Below are 20,683 nucleotides of genomic sequence, written 5' to 3' on the forward strand. Positions count from 1 at the left end.
CCGGCCATCACCGGGGAGCTCTCGGAAGAACAGGACGCCGGTCCTCAGTAGAACCGAGCGGGGCAGGCCCGTCACAGCCGTCGTATGAGCGGTCCGGTCCCGCAGTTCGCGGATCCGGGCAAGCGGGGTGGTACCGCGATCCGCACGGGTCGTCCTCGCAGGAAGCATCGCAACCTGCTGGAGTGACATGACCTACCCTCGTCCGACCACAACCCCTGGCAGCTCGTTCGGCCCTGCCGCCGTGCCGGTCTCATCCAGCCCGCGCTTCCCGGAGATCGAACTCGAGGTTCTGGACTTCTGGCGCCAGGACGGGACGTTCCAGGCCTCCATCGCCCAGCGTGAGGGCGCTGAGGAGTGGGTCTTCTACGACGGTCCGCCGTTCGCGAACGGGCTGCCGCACTACGGCCACCTGCTCACCGGCTACGCGAAGGACGTCTTCCCGCGGTTCCAGACGATGATCGGCAAGAAGGTCGACCGCGTGTTCGGCTGGGACACGCACGGTCTTCCGGCCGAACTGGAGGCGATGAAGCAGCTCGGAATCACAGAGAAGTCCGAGATCGAGGCGATGGGCATCTCCACGTTCAACGATCGGGCGCGCGAGTCGGTCCTGACGTACACGCGCGAGTGGGAAGAGTACGTCAACCGCCAGGCGCGGTGGGTCGATTTCGAGCGCGGCTACAAGACGCTCGACACCACCTACATGGAGAGCGTCCTGTGGGCCTTCAAAACGCTCTACGACAAGGGGCTCGCGTACGAGGGGTATCGCGTCCTGCCGTACTGCTGGCGCGACGAGACTCCGCTGAGCGCGCACGAGCTGCGCATGGACGACGACGTCTACAAGATGCGTCAGGACCCGTCGGTGACCGTGACCTTCCCGTTGACGGGCGCGAAGGCCGAATCGCTCGGTCTGACCGGCGTTCGCGCGCTGGCATGGACGACCACACCCTGGACGCTGCCCACGAACTTCGCCCTCGCGGTGGGTCCCGACATCAAGTACGTCGTGCTGCCCGCCGGCCCGAACGGCGCGGCCGATGTGCACCACGATCCTTCGACGGGCCCGGGCACCGTAGGCAACGAGCACGACCCGATCGAGGCGGCCGCGCACCGGTACCTGCTCGCGCAGGAGCTGCTCGGCAACTACGCGAAGGACCTCGGCTACGAGGACGCCGCGGCCGCCCAGGCGGCCGTGCATGCCACGATCCTCGGCGCAGAACTCGCGGACGTGACCTACGATCGGCTCTTCGACTACTACGCGGATGCCGAGATGTGGGGCACCGCGGATGCCTGGCGCATCCTGGTCGACGACTACGTCACGACTGCGGACGGCACGGGCATCGTCCACCAGGCGCCCGCCTACGGCGAGGACGACCAGCGGGTCGGCGAGGCTGCCGGCATCCCCACGATCCTCTCCCTGGACGACGGCGGCCGCTTCCTGCCTGCGGTCACCGACGTCGCCGGTGAACTGTGGATGGACGCGAACACGCCGCTCGTGCGTCTGCTGCGCCAGGACGGGCGCCTGCTGCGTCTGGCCAGTTACGAGCACTCGTACCCGCACTGCTGGCGCTGCCGGAACCCTCTGATCTACAAGGCCGTCTCCAGCTGGTTCGTGCGGGTCACCGAGTTCCGCGACCGCCTGGAGGAGCTGAACGAGCAGATCACCTGGGTGCCGGAAAACGTCAAGCACGGCCAGTTCGGCAAGTGGGTGCAGGGCGCACGCGACTGGTCGATCAGCCGCAACCGCTACTGGGGCTCGCCGATCCCGATCTGGAAGAGCGATGACCCCGAGTACCCCCGTGTCGACGCGTACGGCTCGCTGGAAGAGCTGGAGCGCGACTTCGGACGCCTCCCGCGCAACGCCGCCGGTGACGTCGATCTGCACCGGCCGTACATCGACGATCTGACGCGCCCGAACCCGGACGACCCGACCGGCGCAAGCACCATGCGGCGCATCGAGGACGTGCTGGATGTCTGGTTCGATTCGGCTTCGATGCCGTTCGCGCAGGTGCACTATCCGTTCGAGCACCACGAGTGGTTCGACTCGCACGCCCCGGCCGACTTCATCGTGGAGTACATCGGCCAGACGCGCGGCTGGTTCTACGTCATGCACGTACTCTCGGGCGCGCTGTTCGATCGCCCCGCGTTCAAGGGCGTGATCAGCCACGGCATCATCCTGGGCAACGACGGGCAGAAGGCGTCCAAGTCGCTGCGCAACTACCCGGACGTCTACGAGACGTACGAAAGCGACGGGTCGGATGCGACACGCTGGTACCTCATGTCCAGCCCGGTGCTGCGCGGCGGTAATTTCGTCGTCACGGCCGACGGCCTGCGCGCGGGTGTGCGGGAGTTCCTGCTGCCGCTGTGGAATTCGTGGTACTTCTTCGCCACGTACGCCAACGCCGCCCGCGCCGACGGAGGTGCGGGGTACGAGGCGACATGGCGCACCGACTCCACCGACGTGCTCGACCGCTACATCCTGGCGCTGACAGGCGATCTGGTCCGCGATGTTCGGGCGGGCTTGGAGAATCTGGACTCGCCCGCAGCCGCCACGGTGCTGCGGGAATTCGCCGAGGCGCTGACGAACTGGTTCATCCGCCGCTCGCGCGACCGGTTCTGGGTCGGCGTCTCGGACGACGACCCGACCACCACCGAGGCCTTCGACACGCTGTACACCGTCCTCGAGACGCTCACGCGGGTCGCGGCGCCCCTCATCCCGCTCATCTCGGAGCGCATCTGGCAGGGACTCACCGGCGGCCGCAGCGTGCACCTCACGGATTGGCCGGACGCCGACGCCTTCCCGGCGCACGCGGACATCCGTCCCGCGATGGATGCGGTGCGCGACATCTCCTCGGTCACGAATGCGCTGCGCAAGAAGAGCGGTCGACGTGTGCGCCTGCCGCTGGCGAGCCTCACGGTCGTACGAGCGGATGCCGGAACGCTGGCGCAATTCGAAGACATCCTGCGCGACGAATTGAACGTCAAGGCGGTGCAGCTGGTCGAACTCGGCACCGGTACCGCTGCGGAGTACGGCATCACCCACCGCCTGTCGGTGAACGCGCGCGCCGCCGGACCACGCCTCGGCAAGAGCGTCCAGACCGTCATCCAGGCCGCCCGATCCGGGGACTGGTCGGAGACCGACGGCGTGGTGACCGCCGGCGGCATCGCGCTCGAGCCGGCGGAGTACGAGCTCGCTCTGGAGACCACCGGCCGGCCGGAGGGAGAAGCGCTCGCGCTGCTGCCCGCCGGAGGCTTCGTCCTGCTGGACACCCGCACAACGCCGGAGCTCGAGGCCGAGGGGCTCGCGCGCGACGTCATCCGTGCGGTGCAGGACACCCGCCGTGCAGCCGGCTTCGATGTCAGCGATCGCATCCGGCTCCAGCTGCAGTTCGAGGATTCCGCAGATGCCGCGGCGGTCGCGGCCGCGTTCCAGCTCGCCGACGTCGCCGGCGAGACGCTGGCGGTCGCGCATGCGGTGCGGACGAGCACCGAGGTGCTCCTGGCCGACGGTCCCATCACGGAGACGGACGAGGTCGAGTACGAGGCGATCATCGAGGCTGGAACATACGCGAACCAGGGCGCCTTCACAGTGTCGGTGGCACGGACGGAGGTCGGCGCATGAGCGATCGAAGCCGCGCGGACGCGGTCTACGCCGCGCTCCTGGAACGTCAGGGCGAGCAGTGGGTGCAGCCGCGGGTGGAGCGCACCCGCCGTGTGCTCGAGCTGCTTGATGACCCGCAGCGCACCTACCGGGTGGTCCACGTCACGGGGACGAACGGGAAGACCTCCACCAGCCGCATCATCGAGAGCCTGGTTCGCGCGCACGGTCTTCGCACCGGCCTGTTCACGAGCCCGCACCTCGAGCGGTTCACCGAGCGCATCATGATCGACGGGGCACCGATCGCCGACGCCGCCGTGGCCGACGCCTGGGACGAGATCACGCCGTTCATCGACCTCGTCGATGCCGAGCTGTCCGCGGCGGGCGACGCCGCGCTCACCTTCTTCGAGCTGCTGACGGTGCTTGCCTTCGTCGCCTTCGCGGACGCGCCGATCGACGTGCTGGTCCTCGAGGTGGGCATGGGCGGCGCCTGGGACTCGACGAACACCGCGGACGGTGACGTCGCGGTCTTCGCGCCGATCGACATCGACCACGCCGACCGCCTTGGGGAGACGATCCGGGAGATCGCGATCGTGAAGGCCGGAATCATCAAGGACGGCGCCGCGGTGGTCTCGGCACGGCAGGATGCCGCGGCGCAGGCGGTCCTCCAGGCGGCCGCGACCGAACGCGGCGCGAGCATCGCCTTCGAGGGGACCGACTTCGCCCTCACCGAGGACCGTCTCGCCGTCGGCGGCCAGCTCATCTCCGTGCGCGGAATCGCCGGCACGTACGACGACGAATACCTTCCGCTGTACGGCGCCCATCAGGCGCGAAACGCCGCCCTCGCGATCGCGGCCGTCGAATCGCTGATCGGCGGCGGCGCGCAGGTGATCACGGGCGACATCCTCACCGAGGGCCTGGCTCAGGTGACCTCGCCCGGGCGACTGCAGCTGGTCGGCATCGATCCCACGGTTCTGGTGGATGCCGCGCACAACCCGCACGGCGCTCACGCGCTGGTCTCGGCCCTGCGCGAGTCGTTCGACTTCGACGAATGGGGTGTCGTGCTCGGGGTCCTGGCCGACAAGGACGCCGCGGGCATCGTGGCCCAGATCGCGCCGCTCGCCGCGCATGTCTTCGCCACCGCGCCCGAATCCGAACGTGCCGCGGACGCCGACGCCATCGCCGACCTCGCCGAAGCGGCCGGTCTGCCCGTCACCGTGCACGCCACCCTGGCGGAGGCTGCCGATGCCGCCCGGGAGTGGGCTGCAAATGCCGAGCGTCGCGCCGTCGTGATCGCCGGCTCGGTGCTTCTTGCCGGCGAGACGGTCACGCTCGCAGACGTCGAGGACTGGAAGAGCGGGTGGCAGCGATGAGTCGCCGGGAACGCGCGCCCCGCGTGCGCCGGGTGCGCGGCGCGCAGGAGTCGCTCGGATCGATCGTCCTGGCCTCCGAGTCGCTGATCGTGTTCCTGTGCGGGCTGGTCGTCTTCGGGTTGAAGGCGCTTCCCGCACCGATCGAGCCGTGGTGGGGCATCGTCGGCGGCGTGGTGCTGGCAGTGGCGATGCTGCTGGCCTCCGGGGTCGTGCGGTACCGGTGGGGGATCGTCCTGGGATGGGTCCTGCAGGTCGTGCTGGCTCTCGCCGGATTCCTCGTGCCGACGATCACGCTGGTCGCGCTGGTTTTCGGTGGCATGTGGGCGTATGCGACGATCAAGGGGGCGTCGCTGGATGCGCGAAACGCGCGGCTCGCCTCACAAGCAGACATCCCGAACGGAGACTGAAATGGCCACCGAAGAGACACTCGTCCTCGTCAAACCCGACGGCGTCGCCCGCGGCCTCACCGGCGCGATCCTGGCCCGCATCGAGGCCAAGGGGTATTCGCTCGTCGACATCCGGCTCGTGGAGCCCGACCGCGAGACGCTGGAGCAGCACTACGCGGAGCACGAGGGGAAGCCCTTCTACGAGCCGCTCCTGGAATTCATGCTGTCCGGACCGTCCGTCGCGATCCGGCTCGCCGGCAACCGGGTCATCGAAGGATTCCGCTCGCTCGCCGGGACCACGGACCCCACGACGGCTGCGCCGGGCACGATCCGTGGCGACTTCGGCCGCGACTGGGGCCTGAAGGTCCAGCAGAACCTGGTGCACGGTTCCGACAGCCCGGAGTCAGCGGCCCGCGAATTGGGTATCTGGTTCAGCTGACCCGGCGGGCCTCGAGACGCCGCCCCCTTCTCACCCGAGGATCGTGTCGAGGATGTTCGGGATGGCGTTCAGGCGGACCTGGGCCAGCAGCAGGATGATCGCGTAGCTGACGAAGGCCATCAACGGCACCCACACCATGAGGCGGTCGGCGCCGCGCCGGATGCGGGCGGAGACCGGCACCGCGCCGTTGCGCAGCACGTGCAAGGTGACGGCGTAGAACGACGGGATCGTGACCACCCACGTCACCATGCACCACGGGCACAGCGTGCCGAGCACGAAGACGCTCTGACCGATCAGCCAGAGGACGAATCCGAACGCGAAGGCCAGTCCCGCCCAGAAGCACCACCAGAACCACGCCGCGAACCGCGCTCCCGCGAGGATGGCGACGCCGACCACGATCGGCGCGATCCATCCGCTCAGACCAAGCAGGGGATTCGGGAAACCGAAGACGCTGCCCTGCCAGGACTGCAGATTCGCCGTGCACTGCACCAGGATGCTGAAATCGCAGGATGCCGCGGCATCGGGGTCCATCAGAAGGTGCAGGCGCTCCAGTGTCAGCGAGAATGCCGCCCACCATCCGACGACGCCGGCGATGATCAGCCAGACGGCGAGGGCGACGGGGCGGCTGTGGCGGGTCTCGGGCATGCCTCGGATTATGACATCGCGCGCTGTGGAGGAACTCCGCATCAAGGCTCCGATAGGGATCGGCTGACGTCGGTCCGCGCAATCGCGTCGGGAAAGTGCGATAATGGTGGCGATGAGTCGCGGCCGCGCCGCCACATGCATCACCCCAGATGACTTCGGGCGATGAACGCCCTTCGCAGCACGAGCCACGGGCCGGCTGCAGACCGAGTGAGTAAGCGGCACCGCAGGTGCGGCACCGCACGAGATTTCGCCGGACGACGCGCGGTGTCGTTCGCAGGGAGTACGACCAGTGATGGCCGATGGAACCGATGCACAGCCCCACCTCGACGATGACGCAGCCGCACCGGCTGAGGGAGATTCGTCGTCCGTAGCCGCAGCGGGCGACGGCTCCGCGGAGTCGGCACCGCACGAGCCTGACGCGGCGGAAACGCCCGCAGTCGAGGTACCCGCGGCCGAGCACCCCGCCGCGGAGGAGCCCGTTGCTGCAGAATCCGCTCCGACGGAGGAGCCCGTTGCCGCGGCAGAAGATCCCGCGGACGATCGGCCGAAGACGGCCGTCGACCTGGGCCTCCTGCCCGAGGTCTTCGTCTCTGCCGTTTCCACGCAGCTGGTGTTCTACGCACCCGAGATCGCTGCGCTGCCGCCCCTTCCGGAAGACGATTTCGACGCCAATCTCGACGCCTCGTCGACGAGCGCGCGCCGCCGCAACCGGCGCAGGACCGGAGAGGGACGCGAAGAGCCCGCCGCGGCCGTCGAGCCGCAACAGCGCCAGCCCAAGCAGCAGCAGCCCCCGCGCCAGCGCGCCGTCGAGCTGATCACCGAGCCGCAGCGCATCAAGGGCTCGACCCGCCTCGAGGCGAAGAAGCAGCGCCGCCGGGACGGACGCGAGGCCGGCCGCCGCCGGACCGTCGTGACCGAGGCGGAGTTCCTCGCCAGGCGCGAGGCGGTCGACCGGGAGATGATCGTCCGCTCGAAGAACGGCCGCATCCAGATCGCGGTCCTCGAGGACAACGTGCTGGTCGAGCACTACGTCGCGCGCAACCAGGACGCATCCCTGATCGGAAACGTCTACATCGGCCGCGTGCAGAACGTGCTGCCGAGCATGGAGGCCGCTTTCGTCGACATCGGTCGCGGTCGCAACGCCGTGCTGTATTCCGGCGAAGTCGACTGGGACGCCGTCGAGACCGGCAATCAGCCGCGCCGCATCGAGCTGGCGCTCAAGAGCGGCGACCGGGTTCTCGTGCAGGTCACGAAGGACCCCGTCGGACACAAGGGTGCGCGCCTGACCAGCCAGATCTCGCTGCCCGGACGCTACCTCGTCTACGTGCCCGGCGGCGCGATGAACGGCATCTCGCGCAAGCTTCCCGACACCGAGCGGGCGCGACTGAAGAAGATCCTCAAAGAGGTCCTTCCCGAATCGGCGGGCGTCATCGTCCGCACCGCCGCCGAAGGCGCCACCGAGGAGCAGCTCACCCTCGACGTGCAGCGTCTGACCAGCCAGTGGGAGCACGTCAGCCGCCAGGTCGAATCGATCCAGGCACCCGCGCTCCTGCACTCCGAGCCCGACCTGCTCGTGAAGATCGTGCGCGACGTCTTCAATGAGGACTTCACGAAGATGCTCATTCAGGGCGAGGATGCCCTGCAGACCATCACGAACTATCTCGAGAGCGTCGCGCCCGACCTGGTCGAACGCGTCGTGGCCTATGAGGGCGACGGCGATCCGTTCGAGGACTTCCGGGTATCCGAGCAGATCGAGAAGGCGCTGGATCGCAAGGTGTGGCTGCCCTCCGGCGGCTCGCTGGTCATCGACCGCACCGAGGCGATGACGGTCGTCGACGTGAACACGGGCAAGTTCGTCGGCTCCGGCGGAAACCTCGAGGAGACCGTCACCAAGAACAACCTCGAGGCCGCCGAAGAGATCGTGCGTCAGCTGCGTCTGCGCGACATCGGCGGCATCATCGTCGTCGACTTCATCGACATGGTGCTCGAGTCCAATCGCGACCTGGTCCTGCGACGACTCGTCGAATGCCTGAGCCGCGATCGCACCAAGCACCAGGTGGCCGAGGTCACCTCGCTCGGGCTCGTGCAGATGACACGCAAGAAGCTGGGCCTGGGCCTGCTGGAGACCTTTAGCGAGCCGTGCGAGGTCTGCGCCGGCCGGGGGGTCGTCGTCCACCACGATCCCGTCGTCAAGCACCGCGCGCCGATCGGCAACGGTCAGCCTCCGGGACGCCGCCCGCGAACCCCCGCGCCGACCTCGAACGGTGCGGCAGGCGGCACGCACGTGATCACCGAGGGCGTGAAGTCGGCGCTGGCGCAGATCGCGGCATCCACGATCCACTCGCACCACGACGAAGAGGTCGTCGAGGCTGCGCCGGTGGCCGAGGCGCCGCCCGTCGAGCGCCCCAAGAAGCAGCGGAAGAAGCGATCGGATGCTCCGGCCAAGACGCCGCGCGCGGATGTGACGCAGCCGCGCACCGAGGGGGGATCACCGCGGACCGAGAAGGACCTGCTGCTGGATTCGGTGCTCAGCGCCCTGCCCGAGCCGAAGGCGCCCGGCCAGGGTCGCGGTCGCCGCCGTGTGACCACCGCGGCCCTCTCCGGAACGCCCGTCTCGCACGCACCCGAGGACTGACCGGCGCGCGATCGAGAGCGCAGCGGCACGGGCTCGGATTCAGAGCCCGCGCCGCTCCCGTTCGGTCACGCGCAGGCCCGAGGCGATCAGCGCGCGCACGAGCGTGTGACCGTCCACCGGCACCGCGCCGCCGTCGACCAGTCGCTGGTGGGCTTCATCGGGCACGTCGTAGTGATCGCGGTCGAAACCGCGGCGCGGAATGCCGTGGGTCGCCGCGAAGGCGTGCAGTTCGTCCAGGTCGGAGTCGCTGATCAGATGCGACCAGAGCCGCCCGTGTGCTGGCCACATCGGATCGTCGATCAGGATGGTCACGGACCGATCCTTCCACCCGAAGGGATCAGTCCGGCCGGATTCGACACGCGGTCGCCTGCTTTTGCTTGTCGCCCCCGCATCCGGTAAAGTATTCCTTTGGTGCGTCGACGACAGTTTTGCTTCCGCACCGAATCTTGCTCAGGCATCCGGAGCCGCGCGCTCCCCGAAGAAACAGGTATGAAGTGGTCTACGCAGTTGTGCGCGCCGGTGGCCGGCAGGAGAAGGTGGAGGTCGGCACGATCGTCGTCCTCGACCGTCAGTCCGCCAAGATCGGCGACTCGATCGAACTCCCCGCAGTGCTCTTCGTCGACGGCGACGCCGTGACGACTGACGCTGACACGCTTGCGAAGGTCGTCGTGACCGCCGAGGTCCTCGGCGAGGAGCGCGGCCCCAAGATCATCATCCAGAAGTTCAAGAACAAGACCGGTTACAAGAAGCGTCAGGGGCACCGTCAGGACCTCACGCGCGTCAAGGTCATCGGCATCAAGTAAGCACCGAGGAGACTCAGGACATGGCACACAAAAAGGGCGCAAGCTCCACCCGCAACGGTCGTGACTCCAACGCACAGCGCCTCGGCGTGAAGCGCTTCGGCGGCCAGAAGGTCCTCGCCGGCGAGATCATCGTCCGTCAGCGCGGCACCCATTTCCACCCCGGCGCCAACGTCGGCCGCGGTGGCGATGACACGCTGTTCGCCCTCGAGGCCGGTGCGGTCGAGTTCGGCGCCAAGGGCGGCCGCAAGGTCGTCAACATCGTGGTCCCGGCGGAGTAGTTCGCCGAACACAGATGTTCTTGTGGAAGGGGCGGGCTTCGGCTCGCCCCTTCTCTGCATTTCCATTCCAGACACGACCGCAAAGGGGAAGCGCATGGTCACATTCGTCGACCGAGTCACGCTGCACCTGTCCGCCGGAAAAGGCGGGAACGGCTGCGTCTCGGTGAAGCGCGAGAAGTTCAAGCCGCTGGCGGGGCCCGACGGTGGCAGCGGCGGGCACGGTGGCGACATCGTCCTGGTCGCCGACCCGCAGGTGACCACGCTGCTGTCCTACCACCACTCGCCGCACCGCTCCGCCGGCAACGGCGGCTTCGGCATGGGCGACCACCGCTCCGGCGCAGCGGGCGAGCCGCTCGAACTGCCGGTGCCGGTGGGAACCGTCGTGAAGGACCCTTCCGGGGACACGCTGGTGGACATGCTCGAACCGGGGATGCGCTTCATCGTCGCTCCCGGCGGAATCGGGGGCCTCGGCAATGCGGTCCTGGCCAACCCGAAGCGGAAAGCCCCCGGGTTCGCACTCCTGGGCACGCCCGGCTGGGAGGGCGATGTCCTGCTCGAGCTGAAGACCGTGGCCGACGTCGCACTGGTCGGGTATCCGTCCGCCGGCAAATCGAGCCTCATCGCGGCGATCTCCGCAGCGCGGCCCAAGATCGCGGACTATCCGTTCACGACGCTGCACCCGAACCTCGGCGTCGTCCAGGCCGGTGACGTGCGCTACACGGTCGCCGACGTGCCTGGGCTCATCGAAGGCGCCAGCGAGGGCCGCGGGCTCGGACTGGAGTTCCTCCGCCACGTCGAGCGCTGCACCGCGCTCGTGCACGTCCTGGACTGTGCGACGCTCGAGCCCGGCCGCGACCCCATCAGCGATCTGGACGTAATCCTCGCCGAGCTCGCGGCCTACCCGGTGCCCGAGGGCCAGATTCCGCTGCTCGATCGTCCACAGCTGATCGCCCTCAACAAGGTCGACGTGCCGGAGGCGCGCGACCTCGCCCAGCTCGTCCGGCCGGAACTCGAGGCCCGCGGCTTCCGCGTCTTCGAGATCTCGACCGTCAGTCACGACGGGCTGCGTCAGCTCACCTTCGCGCTGGGCGACATCGTGGCCGAGCACCGGATCGCCGAGGCCGCCAAGCCTGCGCTGGAGAAGATCATCATCCGGCCGCAGGGTTCCGAGCGGGACTTCACCATCCGCGTGGAGGGTGGCACCTACGGCGACATCTACCGCATCCTCGGCGTGAAGCCGTTGCGGTGGGTGCAGCAGACCGACTTCCAGAACGAGGAGGCCGTGGGATACCTCGCGGATCGCCTCGAGAAGCTGGGCGTCGAGGACGAGCTGTTCAAGGTCGGCGCACAGCCTGGATCGACGGTCGTCATCGGCGAAGGCGACGGGGTCGTCTTCGACTGGCAGCCCTCACTGGGTTCGGTCGCCGAGCTGATGACGGCACCCCGTGGCACCGACCCGCGTCTGGACATGAACCCGCGTCGCACGACCTCCCAGCGCCGCGAGCGGTACTACGCGTCCATGGACGCCAAAGCCGAGGCACGTGCCGAGCTGGAGGCCGAGCGCATCGCCGCGAAGTCCGTGCCGATCGGCGGCGAGGACCAGGAGCAGGAGTGACAGCACGCACGCGCCCCGAGATCGCCACCGCGCGCCGTGTGGTCGTGAAGGTCGGCTCCTCGTCGATCAGCGGCGAGAACTCCGCCAAGATCGCACCGATCGTGGAGGCGCTGGCGGCAGCGCACGCACGCGGGACCGAGGTCGTGCTGGTCTCGTCCGGCGCGATCGCGACCGGCATGCCCTACCTGCTGCTGGGCGAGCGACCCAGCGATCTGGCCACCCAGCAGGCCGCCGCCGCCGTCGGGCAGAACGTGCTGATCTATCGGTACCAGGAGGCCCTCCGGCCATTCCGGATCGTCGCCGGCCAGGTGCTGCTGACCGCCGGCGATCTGGAGAACGCCACGCCGCGCTCCAACGCCCGGCGGGCGATGGAGCGGCTGCTCGGGCTTCGCATCCTGCCGATCGTCAACGAGAACGACACTGTTGCCACACACGAGATCCGCTTCGGCGACAACGACCGGCTCGCGGCGCTGGTCGCCCAGCTGATCGGTGCGGACGCACTGGTGCTGCTCAGCGACATCGAGTGCCTGTACACCCGCCCACCGGACGAGCCGGGCGCCCGCCCGATCCATCGCGTCGAGTACGGCGACGACCTGCACGGGTTCGAGTTCGGCTCGGTCGTGGTCAACAGCGTCGGAACCGGGGGAGCGGCCACCAAGGTCTCCGCGGCACGTGTGGCTGCCGCATCCGGTGTCGGCGTCCTGGTCACCAGCGCCGACCTCGTCGACAGTGCCCTGCGCGGTGAGGACATCGGCACGTGGTTCGACCCGAACCCTGAGCCGACGAGCACCCCCGCCACCGGCCCGCTGCGCCGCGTCGTGCCCGCGCGTGCCCTCGATACACTGGCGGAATGACCTCAGTTCTGCCCACCGCACCGGCCATGACCGCGCAGGAGCGGATGCTGGCGGCGCAGACCGCATCACGGCAGATCGGGCTCCTCGACGACGATCGGAAGCGGCGGCTCCTGCTGGCGATCGCCGATGCGATCGATGCCGACGCCGACGCGATCGTCGCGGCCAACAGCGCGGACCTCGATCGCGGGCGCGTCAACGGCCTCGCCGAGGGACTCCAGGATCGCCTCCGGCTCGACGCTGCGCGCATCGGCGCCCTGTCCGGCGCGGTCCGCGAGATCGCGGATCTCCCGGATCCGGTGGGTCGCACCCTCGATCAGCGCACCCTGGCCAACGGCGTGGCCCTCACCAAGGTGACCGTCCCCTTCGGTGTGGTCGGAACCATCTACGAAGCCCGCCCCAACGTCACTGTGGACATCGCGGCCCTCGCCCTGCGTTCGGGCAACGCCGTGGTCCTGCGCGGCGGCACGGCCGCCGAGCAGACCAACGCCGCCCTCGTCGCCGCGATGCGTGCGGCGCTGGCCGCGCAGGGCGTGGATCCCGAAGCGATCCAGACCGTGGACGAGTTCGGACGCGCCGGTGCGCATGCGCTGATGAACGCACGGGGCATCGTCGATGTCCTCGTGCCGCGCGGCAGTGCCGAGCTGATCGAGACCGTGGTCACGCAGTCGACCGTCCCGGTCATCGAGACCGGCGCCGGTGTCGTGCACATCGTGCTGGACGAGTCCGCACCGCTCGAGTGGGCGCGAGAGATCGTCGTCAACGCCAAGGTGCAGCGACCGAGCGTCTGCAACTCCGTCGAGACCGTCCTGGTCCACCGGGGCGCGGCGGAGCGCCTGATCCCCGCGGTGACGGCCGCGCTGCAGGAGCGCGGGGTCACCGTGCACGGCGACCCCGCGGTGGCGGCCCTCGCCGATTCGATCGTTCCGGCCACCGAGGATGACTGGTCGACCGAGTACCTGACGCTGGACGTGTCGATGCGGGTCGTCGATGACCTCGACGGCGCGCTGGAGCACATCCGGCGCTATTCGACGCACCACACCGAGTCGATCATCACCGAAGACGACGTCAGCGCGGAACGCTTCCTCGCCGAAGTGGATTCCGCAGTGGTGATGGCCAACGCCTCGACGCGCTTCACGGACGGCGGAGCGTTCGGCTTCGGCGCCGAGGTGGGCATCTCCACGCAGAAGCTGCACGCTCGCGGCCCGATGGGCCTGAGTGAACTGACGAGTTCGAAGTGGCTCGTGCGGGGCGCCGGACAAGTCCGGCCGTGACCGCCTAAACTGTTCGAAGGGGTACGGCAGTACGCGAAACCCGAATTGGAGCACGAATGACCCTTGCCACGATGGTCGCCCTGGCGGCCGAAGAAGCAGAGCACCACGGGAACGTCGCGCTGGAGACGGTCGGTTTCGGCATCACGGCCCTTGCCGTCTTCGCCCTCCTCGGACTCGTGACCCTCTCCTACCGCAACGTCGCCAACCGTCACGCGCACAAGGCCGATGCGTACGCGCGAGCGCACGCGAACGACGTACAGCAAGTGGGGCACGGCCACTAGGCCGACTGCATGTCGGTGGCGCGCACCCCGAGGATCGGGGTCATGGGCGGGACGTTCGATCCCATCCACCATGGACACCTCGTCGCGGCCAGCGAAGTCGCGCAGTCCTTCGGTCTGGATGAAGTGATCTTCGTTCCGACCGGTCGGCCGTGGCACAAGGAGGCCGTCTCGCCCAGCGAGCACCGGTACCTGATGACCGTCATCGCCACAGCATCCAACCCTCGCTTCACCGTCAGCCGCGTCGACATCGACCGTGAAGGCCCGACCTACACGATCGACACCCTGCGTGATCTGAAGACCCAGCGACCGGACGCGGATCTGTTCTTCATCTCGGGCGCGGACGCCGTGGCGCAAATTCTCAGTTGGAGGGACCATGATGAGTTGTGGGACCTCGCCCACTTCGTCGCCGTGTCCCGACCCGGCCACGACCTGAGCACTGCCGGCCTTCCGAGCGAAGACGTCAGTCAGCTCGAGATCCCGGCCCTGGCGATCTCGTCCACGGACTGCCGAGATCGCGTCGAACAGGGCAATCCCGTGTGGTACCTCGTTCCCGACGGGGTAGTCCAGTACATCGCGAAGCACGACCTCTACCGGAGCAAGGAATGAGCACACCCGAGCAGCCGGACGCGCCCGCCCTCACCCGCAAGCAGATGAGGGAGATCCGCAACACCGGCTCGACCCCCATCGTCTCCGGCGACGCGCCTTCCACCGACACCCCTGTCGATGAGGCGGCCCCCGCGCCCGATGCGGCACCGGAGACCATCGACGCGGCGCCTGCGATCACCGCGGCGCCGCTGCCCCGCGCCGCGATCCCTCCTGCCGTCGGCGACGCGCCGATCGCGGATGCCAGCGTCGACCTGGGAGTGACACCGCTCACCCGTCGTCAGGCGCGTCAGCAGGAGCGGATCCGCACCGCATCCGTCCCCGTCATCACGCCGGACATCGCCGCCGCGCACGCCGCAACACCCTCGGCTCCCGCCCCCGACATCATCGACGCCGTGCCCGACGGCGAGAACGGCGACAAGGTCGAGACCCTCGTCGAGGTCGAGACGTTCGATGCCGAGGTGGCGGATGCTGCGAACACCGACGACGATGAGGCCGGCGCCGCGGACGTCGAGCAGGACCTCCGATCCGAGGAGGAGCGAGCGATCGTCAGTCCGCAGCTCGGCGCCGATCTGCTTGCCGGAGAGCCGATCGAGGTCGCGCTGCCGCCCTCGTTCGACCAGCTGATCTCGCGATCCGTCACCGGCGCGATCACCACCGGCAATGCGCTCATCCTCTCCCAGACGCCGTCCGCGCCGCCGCTGTCGGCGCCGGTCACCGCGACCGGCGAAGTCCTCATCACCGGCAGCTTCGATCTTCCTGAAGGCCTGGGCTCCACAGGCCATGCCGCCGGCACCGCAGACGGCAAGGACGTCGACGCGGTCCTGGTCGACGGCGAGCTTCCGGCGCACTCGTCGCCCACACCCATCGCGGCCAGCGCCGCCATCAGCACCGCGAAAACGGCCGGGGACGTGATCACCCCGCCGACCCCTGAAAAGGGCGGCCGGTTGATGATGACCCTCGCCATCACCGCAGGGGTGCTCGCGGTGGCACTGGTCGGCGTTCTCATCCTCGCGTTCGTGACAGGGGTCTTCTGATGACAGCCACCGCGCAGGCGCGCGAGATGCTCCAGATCGCGGCCGCCGCCGCCGATGCCAAGAGCGGCGAGGATCTGGTCGCGCTCGACGTGTCGGGGCCGCTCCCGCTGGTCGACATCTTCCTGCTGGTCACCGGCCGCAACGAACGCAACGTCGCCGCCATCGCCGACGAGATCGAGGACAAGCTCCTCGAGGCGGGTCACCGTCGGCTTCGACGCGAGGGACGACAGGAGGCCCGCTGGGTGCTGCTGGATTTCGGCGACCTCGTCGTGCACGTGTTCCACGAGCAGGAGCGGATGTACTACGGCCTCGAGCGCCTGTGGAAGGACTGCCCGGTCGTTCCGATCGAGGTTCCCGCCGCGACAGCCGCGGACTGATCCTCACTGCAGGCAGAACTCATTCCCTTCGGGATCGCGCAGCTGGTAGTACAGTTCGGGCCACGGGCCCCAGTCCTGGTCCACGAGACGCACGACGTGTGCTCCGAGCGCCACCAGGCGATCCTTCTCAGCCTCGAGCTGTTCGCGGGTCGGCGCACCCGTCGGGACGGCGGAGACATCGAGGTGGAGTCGGTTGCGTCCGTGTTTGCGACTGTCGGCGTGATGGAAGAACAGTCGCGGACCGATCCCGTCCGGGTCTTCGGCCAGGGCCCGCGCATCGAGGTCCTGCTCGGTCAGCCCGGCGGCGAGCAGATCGTCTTTCACCGGCGACTCCCACTCCAGGGCCGGATACCCGAACACCCCCGACCAGAAGTGCGCGAGGGCACGCGGGTCGTCCGCGTAGAAGGTGATGTTGCCGAGTACGGCCATGAGGAATCCTTCCGACGACGCCACCATAGGACGGCGTTCCGACGCGTGCACTGGTTCGAGGCATCCGCTCGGATGTAGTAATCTAGGGGGGTTGCCCCGTGGAAGCGGATGCAGCGTCTGGGCCTGTGGCGCAGCTGGTAGCGCACCTGCATGGCATGCAGGGGGTCAGGGGTTCGAGTCCCCTCAGGTCCACCAAAACTCCCGGTAAAGCGCTGAATTTTCACTCCCTCATCAGGGAGCATGAATGTTTGGTAGTCGTTTTCTGGACACTTCGCCGAGGCGCCGCAGTGCGCTCTCGGACCTTCTCGAAGTATCTGGAAGGTACGCGGCAAGGCCCGCGCACCTTCGCTATATGGACGGTATCGGCACCTCAGAGTCGGGACACGGGAACTACGTCTCGCTGACTGAGCTTGCCGACGAGCTGAAGGTTTCCGTCCAGACGATCTACGACCTGCGGAGCAAAGGCCGTGGACCCCGTGGGTTCCGCGTGGGAACGCAGTTGCGGTTTCGGAAGAGCGAGATCGATGCGTGGGTCGAGCGCATGGAGCGGGCTGACGAGCAACGTCACGCCGGCGGCGCAGCATGAACGGCGGTCGGCCACGCACCCTGATCGGTTCCTATGGGACCATCAGTGTCACCAGGCGCGGCAGCTCCTACGTCGCTCTCGCCCGCATCCGCGACGCCGACGGGCGCCTGCGCAGAGTCACCGGTGCTGCTCGCACCGAATCGGCGGCTCGAGCCCGTCTAAAGGAGCGTCTCCTCGACAGACCCGGGTTTGGAGCCGGCGGCCTCCTCGACCTCAGCAGCTCGTTCCGAGATCTCGCAGACCTCTGGCTCGAGGATCTGGAGCTGCGCGAGCTGTCGGACGGGACGAAGAAGAACTATCGCGACGATCTCCGGCTCCGCGTGAGGCCGCAGTTCGAGCACTTCTCGCTCGGAGAGATCACCACGGGCCGTGTCGAGTGGTTTCTCAGATCAGAGAGCGCAGTGTCCTTTTCTCGCGCGCACCACTCGCGAACCGTCCTCAACCAGCTCTTCGCGTTCGCGCTCCGACACGATGCGATCCCGCGGAATCCCGTGCAGGGGACGAGTCCGTTGCGGCGCCCGAAAGGCGAGCGGCAAGCGCTGAACGTCGAACAGATCCGTGCTATTCGCGACGCCGCCAGCTGCTGGCGGACCGGTCCCGACGTCAAGGGTCCCAAGCCCGATGGCCAGGTGCGCGACATCATCGAAGTGCTCCTCGGCACCGCGCTGCGCATCGGAGAATGCCTTGCTCTTCGCGTGTGCGATGTCGATGACGGTCCAGGAGGGATGACGATCTCTGTGACAGGAACGGTCGTGCTGCGCACCGGTAGCGGCGCGGTCCGGCAAGACCACCCCAAGACCGAGCACTCCATCCGCCGCATCGCGGTCCCCGACTTCGCAGCTGCCGTGCTTCGAGCACGGGTTGCCGGCATCCCGATAGGCGATCCGCACAAGACAATCTTCGCCAATCGCGCGGGCAAGCCTCTCAGCCCGTTTAACGTACGACGGACCTTCCGCGCGTTCCTTGAGTTGGCGGACCTTGCGGGGGAGGGGATCACACTTCGCTGGTACCGGCGAACCGGTGCAACAGTCATCGCGCGCGGGGCGAGCGCCGATGCTGCAGCCACCTTCCTCGGCCACGGATCGACCGCGATCACGGAGGGGCACTACATCGAACCTGACCGCACCGTCGATCGAGGGCCGGCAGGCATTCTCGAAAAGACCCTGCGCCGCGGAAGCCCGGATACCTCGTTGCTTTCGAACAACAACGACGGCGCGGTCGAGGATCCGGCGCTCGACTTCCTCGACGAGGAAGACATCGAAGCAGCGTAACGCCCTCGACCGATCAAACTCGTTTGCTCGCGCCCCGGCTCGCGATCGGTCCGCCGTTTGGGTCGTGGTTGCGGAGGAACTCTGCGTGGACCCGCTCACATGCGACCTGGAGGGCCTTGACCTGCCGCCGAAGCTGAGCGGTAACGGAGCTCGGTGGCCCTCACGCGACGCAGGGCGAAGGTGCCATAGATGCGGTCGAACACGTCGAGCAAGCTCCGCGTGCTCGTCGGACCTTCCTGCGCTGCAAGAAGGGGTGCCATCTGCTCCGTTCGACCATCGGCGTTTTACATCCGGCTGAACACGGACGAGCGTAGACGTCGCCTCGGGCATCGCCGAGCGGTTGTTGGGCGCGCGATGCGCACCTTTCTGCCATGAGCGATCGTGAGCGCGCTGACGCTGTCCTGGAGCACGTGGCTGTGCTCGCGTTTCTGTACTACCCCGGCATCGAGTTACATGATCCGAGCTACAGCCTCGCAGAGGACATCGAATGGTGCCTTGTACGGCTCGGTGACGTATCTGACGTAGAACGCGAACGGATGGGCGGACTCTTCGCGCGAGCGATCACCGACCCCACGGCGACGCGCGCGGAGCTGTTCACCGCGCTTGCGGAGCTCGACGGCGTGCTCACGGCGGATGGCCATGAGTGACGCGCAGAATCGCGATGATGAGCGAGCGGCGCGGCTGGCCGCGCAGCGGAAGGCATGGAACGACGCACACCCGACGTACTACGCCGAGTATCGTGACCGGAACCGTGAGGAGATCCGCCGCAAGAACCGTGAGTACATGCGCGATCAGGCTCAGCGCGAGCGCGATGAGAAGGAACGGCGCCAGAAGGGGATCGATCGCGCCAAGGCGTGGGCAGAGAAGCATCCTGAGGCGCGCCAGCAAGCGCGCGAGCGGTACAAGCAGAAGCATCCGGAGACGTACAAGCAGGCTCAGCGCGACTACTACCACCGGAATCGTGAGGCGATCGCTGAGCGCCGCCGCGCTCGCGAAGCTGCCGACCCCGAAAAGGCGTACGTGGCGCGACGCCGCGCGGTCGAGCGTGCTCAAGAGGCCGGCCGCGATTCGGTGTGGTCGCCGACTCCTGATCAGCGCGCGTCGTATCGGCAGCGTGAGAGCGACGCGAGGCGGCTGGCGCGGCGCCGGGCACGGGCCGGGTTGCCCGAGCGTCAACTGCACCGTGTACTCGCACCGGAGCGACGTCACAACGACGCGGCAGCAGACGCCTTCTTCGCGCAGAAGCGCACCGGTGAGGACGTTGCTCGAATCAGAGATCAGGACGAGCAGACCCCTTCGGACCTGGTGCATGCGATGCGGGAGCGTTCGGAGAACCGCCGCGTGGTCCGCGAGATCCTCGCGATCGCCGAGGAGTACTTCGCCGAGCACGAGGTCGAGTTGCGGGCACGAGTCGCGGAGGTATCCCGAGCACGTTTCCGGGACGGGCTGCTACCCCTCGACGTCTACACTGAGCCTCGCCGCCGCGCGCTGGAGTTCGCGAGCCGCGGCTACCTTCGCGCACACGTGGCGTCGCCGACATCGTCGCTGACGGTCTTTCGTTGGCTCGCGACCGATCGGGCCAAGCGGGGACCTGACATCACGCTCTGAGAGCTGGCGCATCGAGGCGCCAGGACGCTTACTCAGGCTGGCCTTCACCGGCTGCGATGTACGCATCCTCGATGGCCCGACGGCGGGCGACGTCCTCGACGACGAAGATGCGGAAGTCGGCGGCTCGATTGTGTACTGGCGCTTCGGCGGCCGTGGGCGCGGGGTCTTCGCCGGGCCAGGCAGTCTGTCGGGTAGCGCGGTCGCGGTCGAGGCGAGCCCCGCAGGCGGCGACCCAGTCGTGGAGGCGTTCGCGCGCCTCGGCGAAGTCTTGGTGCCAGCCGAGTGGGGCGGAGCCGTTCTGCTGTTCGTCGTAGGCGCAGAGCCAGTGGAGGTGGAGGGCGGAGAGTTCCCAGACGAGCTCGGGGTGTCGGTGCCAGAGTGGCGGGATGATTGACGGCCCCAGGCCGTAGGTGCGGCGGAGCCAATTGATCCATCGGTCGAGCTCGACCCACTCGAATGCGGCCTGGTCTGAAGTGAGAATGTTCCAGTTCACCGGGCGTGGAACCGAGGGGAGACCGTCGGGCTCGACATCCGGCCGGTCCGCCGGCGGCGGGTCGAACTGATAGCCGGGGATGTGGAGGGGCCCGTCGGAAGGCATTG

General features: G+C 68.2%; 22 protein-coding genes and 1 tRNA gene. 19 read left to right on the forward strand and 4 right to left on the reverse strand.

The features are described 5' to 3' along the window. Window positions 1–187: 187 nt before the first annotated feature. Genes ileS through ndk form a run of 4 tightly spaced genes read left to right on the forward strand, consistent with a single transcriptional unit; the run spans window position 188 to window position 5,790 of the window. Window positions 188–3,616, forward strand: a complete 3,429-nt coding sequence (gene ileS, locus BLT19_RS11690; protein WP_091490340.1) for an isoleucine--tRNA ligase — start codon at window positions 188–190, stop codon at window positions 3,614–3,616. Further along, a complete protein-coding gene (locus BLT19_RS11695) occupies window positions 3,613–4,965 on the forward strand; it encodes a bifunctional folylpolyglutamate synthase/dihydrofolate synthase (protein WP_091490344.1) in 1,353 nt (450 codons plus the stop codon). Before ileS ends, BLT19_RS11695 begins: the two co-directional genes overlap by 4 nt. After that, window positions 4,962–5,372 (forward strand): DUF4233 domain-containing protein, encoded by a 411-nt coding sequence (locus tag BLT19_RS11700; protein WP_091493906.1) that lies wholly within the window; start codon window positions 4,962–4,964, stop codon window positions 5,370–5,372. Before BLT19_RS11695 ends, BLT19_RS11700 begins: the two co-directional genes overlap by 4 nt. Before the next feature lies 1 nt (window position 5,373). Further along, on the forward strand, window positions 5,374–5,790 hold the full coding sequence (ndk, locus tag BLT19_RS11705; protein ID WP_091490348.1) for a nucleoside-diphosphate kinase: 417 nt from the start codon (window positions 5,374–5,376) through the stop codon (window positions 5,788–5,790). Window positions 5,791–5,820: 30 nt separating this feature from the next. Here the strand turns inward: ndk and BLT19_RS11710 are convergent, their stop codons facing one another. After that, window positions 5,821–6,435, reverse strand: a complete 615-nt coding sequence (locus BLT19_RS11710; RefSeq protein ID WP_091490351.1) for a vitamin K epoxide reductase family protein — start codon at window positions 6,433–6,435, stop codon at window positions 5,821–5,823. A 292-nt stretch (window positions 6,436–6,727) separates the two neighbouring features. Here BLT19_RS11710 and BLT19_RS11715 point away from each other — a divergent pair, with 292 nt between their 5' ends. Continuing rightward, on the forward strand, window positions 6,728–9,070 hold the full coding sequence (locus BLT19_RS11715; protein WP_091490357.1) for an Rne/Rng family ribonuclease: 2,343 nt from the start codon (window positions 6,728–6,730) through the stop codon (window positions 9,068–9,070). Between the two features lie 39 nt (window positions 9,071–9,109). On the opposite strand, the gene BLT19_RS11720 is transcribed toward BLT19_RS11715, so the two are convergent. Next, the gene (locus tag BLT19_RS11720) at window positions 9,110–9,382 is read right to left on the reverse strand and encodes a DUF4031 domain-containing protein (protein ID WP_091490363.1); all 273 of its coding nucleotides are present in this window, start codon (window positions 9,380–9,382) and stop codon (window positions 9,110–9,112) included. Window positions 9,383–9,564: 182 nt separating this feature from the next. On the opposite strand from BLT19_RS11720, the gene rplU reads away from it, so the two are divergent. From rplU to rsfS, 9 genes are all read left to right on the forward strand, one after another. Beyond that, entirely contained in the window at window positions 9,565–9,873 is a 309-nt protein-coding gene (gene rplU, locus BLT19_RS11725) for a 50S ribosomal protein L21 (protein ID WP_172825625.1), read from the forward strand. Between the two features lie 20 nt (window positions 9,874–9,893). Then, window positions 9,894–10,151, forward strand: coding sequence for a 50S ribosomal protein L27 (gene rpmA, locus BLT19_RS11730; protein ID WP_091490368.1), 258 nt, complete (start codon window positions 9,894–9,896; stop codon window positions 10,149–10,151). 94 nt (window positions 10,152–10,245) lie between these two features. Further along, a complete protein-coding gene (gene obgE / locus BLT19_RS11735) occupies window positions 10,246–11,766 on the forward strand; it encodes a GTPase ObgE (protein ID WP_091490371.1) in 1,521 nt (506 codons plus the stop codon). Then, window positions 11,763–12,620 (forward strand): glutamate 5-kinase, encoded by an 858-nt coding sequence (gene proB / locus BLT19_RS11740; RefSeq protein WP_091490373.1) that lies wholly within the window; start codon window positions 11,763–11,765, stop codon window positions 12,618–12,620. The genes obgE and proB overlap by 4 nt, the downstream gene beginning before the upstream one ends. After that, on the forward strand, window positions 12,617–13,891 hold the full coding sequence (locus BLT19_RS11745; protein ID WP_091490376.1) for a glutamate-5-semialdehyde dehydrogenase: 1,275 nt from the start codon (window positions 12,617–12,619) through the stop codon (window positions 13,889–13,891). The genes proB and BLT19_RS11745 overlap by 4 nt, the downstream gene beginning before the upstream one ends. A gap of 56 nt (window positions 13,892–13,947) precedes the next feature. After that, window positions 13,948–14,172: a hypothetical protein gene (locus BLT19_RS11750; protein WP_091490379.1), complete on the forward strand. Its 225-nt coding sequence runs from the start codon at window positions 13,948–13,950 to the stop codon at window positions 14,170–14,172. Window positions 14,173–14,181: 9 nt separating this feature from the next. Further along, a complete protein-coding gene (nadD, locus tag BLT19_RS11755) occupies window positions 14,182–14,778 on the forward strand; it encodes a nicotinate-nucleotide adenylyltransferase (RefSeq protein WP_091490382.1) in 597 nt (198 codons plus the stop codon). Continuing rightward, window positions 14,775–15,812: a hypothetical protein gene (locus BLT19_RS11760; RefSeq protein WP_091490385.1), complete on the forward strand. Its 1,038-nt coding sequence runs from the start codon at window positions 14,775–14,777 to the stop codon at window positions 15,810–15,812. Before nadD ends, BLT19_RS11760 begins: the two co-directional genes overlap by 4 nt. Then, window positions 15,812–16,189, forward strand: a complete 378-nt coding sequence (gene rsfS / locus BLT19_RS11765) for a ribosome silencing factor (protein ID WP_091490387.1) — start codon at window positions 15,812–15,814, stop codon at window positions 16,187–16,189. The genes BLT19_RS11760 and rsfS overlap by 1 nt, the downstream gene beginning before the upstream one ends. A gap of 3 nt (window positions 16,190–16,192) precedes the next feature. On the opposite strand, the gene BLT19_RS11770 is transcribed toward rsfS, so the two are convergent. Next, window positions 16,193–16,618, reverse strand: coding sequence for a VOC family protein (locus tag BLT19_RS11770; protein ID WP_091493911.1), 426 nt, complete (start codon window positions 16,616–16,618; stop codon window positions 16,193–16,195). Window positions 16,619–16,737: 119 nt separating this feature from the next. Between BLT19_RS11770 and BLT19_RS11775 the strand changes: the two genes are divergently transcribed. The 5 genes from BLT19_RS11775 to BLT19_RS11795 all read left to right on the forward strand — a co-directional run bounded on the left by BLT19_RS11775 (window position 16,738) and on the right by BLT19_RS11795 (window position 20,083). After that, window positions 16,738–16,813: transfer RNA gene (locus BLT19_RS11775), tRNA-Ala, on the forward strand. A 157-nt stretch (window positions 16,814–16,970) separates the two neighbouring features. Beyond that, on the forward strand, window positions 16,971–17,204 hold the full coding sequence (locus BLT19_RS11780) for a helix-turn-helix transcriptional regulator (protein ID WP_091490389.1): 234 nt from the start codon (window positions 16,971–16,973) through the stop codon (window positions 17,202–17,204). Then, complete coding sequence (locus BLT19_RS11785) at window positions 17,201–18,475, forward strand: site-specific integrase (protein WP_091490391.1); 1,275 nt, start codon at window positions 17,201–17,203, stop codon at window positions 18,473–18,475. Before BLT19_RS11780 ends, BLT19_RS11785 begins: the two co-directional genes overlap by 4 nt. A 371-nt stretch (window positions 18,476–18,846) precedes the next feature. Beyond that, entirely contained in the window at window positions 18,847–19,122 is a 276-nt protein-coding gene (locus tag BLT19_RS11790; RefSeq protein WP_091490393.1) for a hypothetical protein, read from the forward strand. Continuing rightward, window positions 19,115–20,083: a hypothetical protein gene (locus BLT19_RS11795; protein WP_091490395.1), complete on the forward strand. Its 969-nt coding sequence runs from the start codon at window positions 19,115–19,117 to the stop codon at window positions 20,081–20,083. Before BLT19_RS11790 ends, BLT19_RS11795 begins: the two co-directional genes overlap by 8 nt. A 28-nt stretch (window positions 20,084–20,111) precedes the next feature. On the opposite strand, the gene BLT19_RS11800 is transcribed toward BLT19_RS11795, so the two are convergent. Continuing rightward, complete coding sequence (locus tag BLT19_RS11800) at window positions 20,112–20,681, reverse strand: hypothetical protein (protein WP_091490397.1); 570 nt, start codon at window positions 20,679–20,681, stop codon at window positions 20,112–20,114. Window positions 20,682–20,683: the final 2 nt, after the last annotated feature.

The organism is Microbacterium pygmaeum, assembly GCF_900100885.1.
Classification (GTDB): Bacteria; Actinomycetota; Actinomycetes; order Actinomycetales; family Microbacteriaceae; genus Microbacterium; species Microbacterium pygmaeum.

Bases quoted from the DNA above. Each gene is read 5' to 3' on its own strand.
- rpmA (WP_091490368.1), top strand. From the start codon at position 9,894: ATGGCACACAAAAAGGGCGCAAGCTCCACCCGCAACGGTCGTGACTCC.
- BLT19_RS11700 (WP_091493906.1), top strand. From the start codon at position 4,962: ATGAGTCGCCGGGAACGCGCGCCCCGCGTGCGCCGGGTGCGCGGCGCG.
- BLT19_RS11745 (WP_091490376.1), top strand. From the start codon at position 12,617: ATGACCTCAGTTCTGCCCACCGCACCGGCCATGACCGCGCAGGAGCGG.
- BLT19_RS11780 (WP_091490389.1), top strand. From the start codon at position 16,971: ATGGACGGTATCGGCACCTCAGAGTCGGGACACGGGAACTACGTCTCG.
- BLT19_RS11770 (WP_091493911.1), bottom strand. From the start codon at position 16,618: ATGGCCGTACTCGGCAACATCACCTTCTACGCGGACGACCCGCGTGCC.
- BLT19_RS11750 (WP_091490379.1), top strand. From the start codon at position 13,948: ATGACCCTTGCCACGATGGTCGCCCTGGCGGCCGAAGAAGCAGAGCAC.
- ileS (WP_091490340.1), top strand. From the start codon at position 188: ATGACCTACCCTCGTCCGACCACAACCCCTGGCAGCTCGTTCGGCCCT.
- BLT19_RS11695 (WP_091490344.1), top strand. From the start codon at position 3,613: ATGAGCGATCGAAGCCGCGCGGACGCGGTCTACGCCGCGCTCCTGGAA.
- obgE (WP_091490371.1), top strand. From the start codon at position 10,246: ATGGTCACATTCGTCGACCGAGTCACGCTGCACCTGTCCGCCGGAAAA.
- BLT19_RS11710 (WP_091490351.1), bottom strand. From the start codon at position 6,435: ATGCCCGAGACCCGCCACAGCCGCCCCGTCGCCCTCGCCGTCTGGCTG.
- BLT19_RS11790 (WP_091490393.1), top strand. From the start codon at position 18,847: ATGAGCGATCGTGAGCGCGCTGACGCTGTCCTGGAGCACGTGGCTGTG.
- BLT19_RS11800 (WP_091490397.1), bottom strand. From the start codon at position 20,681: ATGCCTTCCGACGGGCCCCTCCACATCCCCGGCTATCAGTTCGACCCG.
- BLT19_RS11785 (WP_091490391.1), top strand. From the start codon at position 17,201: ATGAACGGCGGTCGGCCACGCACCCTGATCGGTTCCTATGGGACCATC.
- BLT19_RS11795 (WP_091490395.1), top strand. From the start codon at position 19,115: ATGAGTGACGCGCAGAATCGCGATGATGAGCGAGCGGCGCGGCTGGCC.
- BLT19_RS11760 (WP_091490385.1), top strand. From the start codon at position 14,775: ATGAGCACACCCGAGCAGCCGGACGCGCCCGCCCTCACCCGCAAGCAG.
- nadD (WP_091490382.1), top strand. From the start codon at position 14,182: ATGTCGGTGGCGCGCACCCCGAGGATCGGGGTCATGGGCGGGACGTTC.
- ndk (WP_091490348.1), top strand. From the start codon at position 5,374: ATGGCCACCGAAGAGACACTCGTCCTCGTCAAACCCGACGGCGTCGCC.
- BLT19_RS11715 (WP_091490357.1), top strand. From the start codon at position 6,728: ATGGCCGATGGAACCGATGCACAGCCCCACCTCGACGATGACGCAGCC.
- rsfS (WP_091490387.1), top strand. From the start codon at position 15,812: ATGACAGCCACCGCGCAGGCGCGCGAGATGCTCCAGATCGCGGCCGCC.